Source organism: Mesorhizobium sp. M7A.F.Ca.CA.003.01.2.1 (assembly GCF_003998945.1).
In the GTDB taxonomy this organism is placed as follows: Bacteria; Pseudomonadota; Alphaproteobacteria; order Rhizobiales; family Rhizobiaceae; genus Mesorhizobium; species Mesorhizobium ciceri.
Genome location: NZ_RZRA01000605.1, coordinates 1 through 3524, shown reverse-complemented (window position 1 = coordinate 3524; position 3524 = coordinate 1). Strand labels below are relative to the sequence as shown.

The 3524-nt window shown below is 62.8% G+C and carries 5 protein-coding genes and 2 pseudogenes; 4 read left to right on the top strand and 3 right to left on the bottom strand.

Annotated features, from left to right (window positions below):
• A pseudogene (locus EN969_RS22075) lies at positions 1 to 236 on the bottom strand (osmolarity sensor protein EnvZ); the annotation flags it as partial.
• Positions 233 to 949 (bottom strand): response regulator transcription factor, encoded by a 717-nt coding sequence (locus EN969_RS22070; protein WP_013529960.1) that lies wholly within the window; start codon positions 947 to 949, stop codon positions 233 to 235. The pseudogene EN969_RS22075 and the gene EN969_RS22070, both read right to left, overlap by 4 nt.
• Before the next feature lie 253 nt (positions 950 to 1202).
• Here EN969_RS22070 and EN969_RS35350 point away from each other — a divergent pair, with 253 nt between their 5' ends.
• From EN969_RS35350 to clpS, 4 genes are all read left to right on the top strand, one after another.
• Entirely contained in the window at positions 1203 to 1505 is a 303-nt protein-coding gene (locus tag EN969_RS35350; protein ID WP_024504541.1) for a hypothetical protein, read from the top strand.
• Between the two features lie 39 nt (positions 1506 to 1544).
• Positions 1545 to 1778, top strand: coding sequence for a hypothetical protein (locus tag EN969_RS22060; protein ID WP_013529962.1), 234 nt, complete (start codon positions 1545 to 1547; stop codon positions 1776 to 1778).
• Between the two features lie 215 nt (positions 1779 to 1993).
• Complete coding sequence (locus tag EN969_RS22055) at positions 1994 to 2359, top strand: hypothetical protein (RefSeq protein WP_063168852.1); 366 nt, start codon at positions 1994 to 1996, stop codon at positions 2357 to 2359.
• A gap of 139 nt (positions 2360 to 2498) precedes the next feature.
• On the top strand, positions 2499 to 2804 hold the full coding sequence (clpS, locus tag EN969_RS22050) for an ATP-dependent Clp protease adapter ClpS (protein ID WP_013529964.1): 306 nt from the start codon (positions 2499 to 2501) through the stop codon (positions 2802 to 2804).
• Between the two features lie 54 nt (positions 2805 to 2858).
• Here the strand turns inward: clpS and EN969_RS22045 are convergent.
• A pseudogene (locus EN969_RS22045) lies at positions 2859 to 3524 on the bottom strand (hypothetical protein); the annotation flags it as partial.

The following is a 3524-nucleotide window of genomic DNA, read 5'->3' as shown; positions in this document are numbered from 1 at the left end:
TAGGTGGAGTTGAACAGGCCGGTCGCCGTCGCCTTGCGCTCGTCCGGACTGGCGTCATGCATGAGCTGCACCAGCGAGAAGGCACGGTCGTTGAGCCGGTAGAGGTCGACGACGTCGTTGGCGGCAGCGCGGTCGCGCGAGACGATGTAGAGGGTCGCGACCTGGCTGATCAGCAGGCCGGCAATGACGATCAGCAGCACCCAGACAGGCAAGGTCTGCGGCAGGAAACGTCTCATTCGGAGGTCGTCTCGGGCAGGAACTGGTAGCCGCCGCTGCGTACGGTCAGGATCAGCTTGGGCGTCTTCGGGTCGTCCTCCATCTTGCGCCGCAACCGGCTGACCAGGATGTCGATGCTGCGGTCGAAGGAATAGTCGCTGTCGCCGCCGGACAGTTCGATGAGCTGGTCGCGGGTCAGCACACGCTGCGCACTCTTGACGAAGGTCTGCAGCAGGTTGAATTCGGCCATGGTCAGCTCGACCCTGACATCGTCGGGTGCGATCAGCCGGCGCCGGGCACAGTCCATCGTCCAGCCGGCGAAGCGGTAGATCTGCTTGGTGGTGGCGCGCTTCGGCTCGGCGGCGCCATTGCGCCTGAGCACGGCCCGGATGCGCGCCAAAAGCTCGCGCGGGTCGAAGGGCTTGGGCACATAGTCGTCGGCGCCCATTTCCAGGCCGACGACGCGGTCGGTCGTCTCGGTGACGGCGGTCAGCATGATGATCGGCGTCGAATACTGGGCGCGCAGGTCGCGGCACAGCTCCAGCCCGCTTTTGCCGGGCAGCATCACGTCGAGGACGATGAGGTCCACCTGGACGCGCCGCAGGATGGTCTCCATCTCGATGCCGTCGGCGGCAACCGAGGTGTGCAGGCCCCGCTTCTGGAAGAATTCCTGCAGCAGGTCGCGGATGCCCTTGTCGTCGTCGACGATCAGTATGTGTGCATCGGATTTCACAGCAGCCCTGTCATTGTTGCCAAGCCCTTCTGTCTTTGATTGCCAAGCCCTTCGGTCGCAACCCACACGATAGAATTCAGGCCATATGTTGGCCAGTGGCTATGATGGGGTTCACACCGGCTTTCTCAGACACACTCCAGAAACAAAATTCTACAGTTCAGAAAAACTCCTGAAAAATTTCAAAGGCATAACTGATCTCGTGGCGGTCAGGTCATCGGCTGCGACGCTAGTCTCCGGGTTTACGGATAAACCGATGCCAAGGTTGTCGATCAGTTTGTTGGGTGCGTTGCTGGGCTTCTGCCTGGTCACTGCCGCTGTCGGACAATCGGACGCAAAGGCGACGCTCACAACCCGGAGCGAACGGTGCGCCAATCTCAGCCACCAATTTGATGAAGCCCTCGAAACCCATGCCACGGCAACGCAGGTCACCGCGGCAAAGGCACTTCAGAGAAAGGGCAACCGGTACTGCGCCGCCAAGAAACAGGCACAGGGCATCCGGATGCTCGCCAATGCTTTGAAGCTGCTTGGAGTGACGCCGAACGACCCGGTTCAGTAACGCTCCGAAACTTGACCCGCATAAAAAGGAAACGAAGCCATGAAAAAGTCCATCCTCTCCGCAACCGGTCTCGCCGTCGCTCTCGCTTTCGCGATGCCGGCTCTCGGCAACGCCGCCGCCACCACGACCGCTGCTCCGGCTGCTTCGACGACCACCGCTCCGGCGACTGCCGCTCCGGCCAAGGCTGCTCCGAAGAAGGTCGTCAAGAAGACCGTCAAGAAGCACAAGAAGGCTGCTGAGAAGGCCGTCAAGAAGGACGCCCCGAAGACCTGATAAGGTCCGGCATAAAATGCCGGCCTGTTGACCAAGGCCGCTCCAGCTGGTTTCGGTTGGAGCGGCCTTCTTCCTGTCCGAGCCGCTGAAGCCCTGACATTGGCGATGCAGCGGTCGATGGGTTCAACTGATCTTTGGCGAAGTCTGGCACCGGCAGCTTCCGCCTCGACTGACACTTAACCCGTTTGCAACGCCGGCCGTGTAGGACAATCCGCATGAAGAAGCGGCTTTCGTCCATTTTGCGCTCGATGGTGATCGGCGGTCTGGTTGCCACCGGCCTCGCCAGAGTGCTTATCCTGTTCACCGCCAGCCCGGTCCCCGATCCGGCCAGCGGACGCACCGAGCCTTCGCTGTTCGCTCCGGCGATTTCCACCAACTGGGACTACATAACGCCGGCACAGACCTGGCTGCTGGTCGTGCTGACCGGCGCGACGTTGATCTGCGTCGCCGCGTGGCTGATCGCGACCTGGCTGGAACGCCGGGCGGATGCCGGCGGAAACCGTTTTCGGTCCGATATACCGCCCGCTGCGGCCGTGCGGCAGATTCCCGGCCGTCGCATGTTCGGCCGCCAAGGCCGTTGAACGGCAACCGACACTTTCCCACATGATTATGAATGGCCGCGTCGGCGGACACCGGTTTCGCGCGTCGATCAAAATGGACGACCGTTTTCACCGGTGCCAGAATGGCGGTCACATCGCTTACGCAAAACTGTCGGTTCCGATGCCTGAAATTACCACAAAACCGCGTACCCAGATCAAGCCGCAAGTCGAACGGCCAAAACTCTACAAGGTCATCCTCATCAACGACGATTTCACGCCGCGCGAATTCGTGGTGACGGTGCTGAAGGGCGAGTTCAAACTCAGCGAAGACCAAGCGCACCGGGTGATGATCACTGCGCATCGGCGTGGCGTCTGCGTCGTCGCCGTGTTCACCAAGGATGTCGCCGAGACCAAGGCGACGCGCGCCACCGATGCCGGCAAGGCCAAGGGCTATCCGCTGATGTTCACGACGGAGCCGGAGGAGTAGAGCAGGGGGCTTTCCCTTCTCCCACAACAAGGGAGAAGGGAAAAGAGCGCCGCGCTACCGTCCCTCGCGGTACCACATCGAACCCATTGCCAGAAGCAGCAGGCCGAGGCCGAGGAAGCCGCCGAACAGCGGCACGCGCGAGACGGCTTTGAGCACGCTGTCGTCTGTCGTGCGCAGGCCGATCCAGTCGCTGCCGGATGCGGCACCAGCCGAGCGCACCGGCACGATGGAAGGCAGCGTCACGTCGCTGCCAAGGCCTGTGGAAGACGCCAGCCGGCGCACGCTGCCGCCGGTGGCTTCCGCCGGCGCCTTCAGCCGGTTTTCGGTGGAAATGACGTCGGCGAATTCCGGTGCGTTGACCGGCCCGACATGGGCGAGCGCGGTGAGGTCGCCATTGGCGACCTGGTAGAGCCCGATCTCGCTGGTCTCGACGCTGCCGAGGAAGACCCCGGGCTCGGCTTTGTCGAGCTTGACCGTCAAGGTTTTGCCGGACGGAGTGATGATCTGCGCGGCGCCGGGATCGTCGGCCATCGTCTGGCGGCGGATTTCCAGCACCATGCCACGACCATCGGCGGTCAGCCGCTCCTCCTCGAGCTCCGGCTCCTTCATCAGCCAGTGCGCGATGCGCCGATAAAGCTGGACATGCGGGCCGCCGCCCTCGAAGCCGCGCGCCCACAGCCAGCCCTGATCGGACAGCAGCATGCCGACGCGGCCTTCTCC

Bases quoted from the DNA above. Each gene is read 5' to 3' on its own strand.
- EN969_RS35350 (WP_024504541.1), top strand. From the start codon at position 1,203: ATGCCAAGGTTGTCGATCAGTTTGTTGGGTGCGTTGCTGGGCTTCTGC.
- EN969_RS22060 (WP_013529962.1), top strand. From the start codon at position 1,545: ATGAAAAAGTCCATCCTCTCCGCAACCGGTCTCGCCGTCGCTCTCGCT.
- EN969_RS22055 (WP_063168852.1), top strand. From the start codon at position 1,994: ATGAAGAAGCGGCTTTCGTCCATTTTGCGCTCGATGGTGATCGGCGGT.
- clpS (WP_013529964.1), top strand. From the start codon at position 2,499: ATGCCTGAAATTACCACAAAACCGCGTACCCAGATCAAGCCGCAAGTC.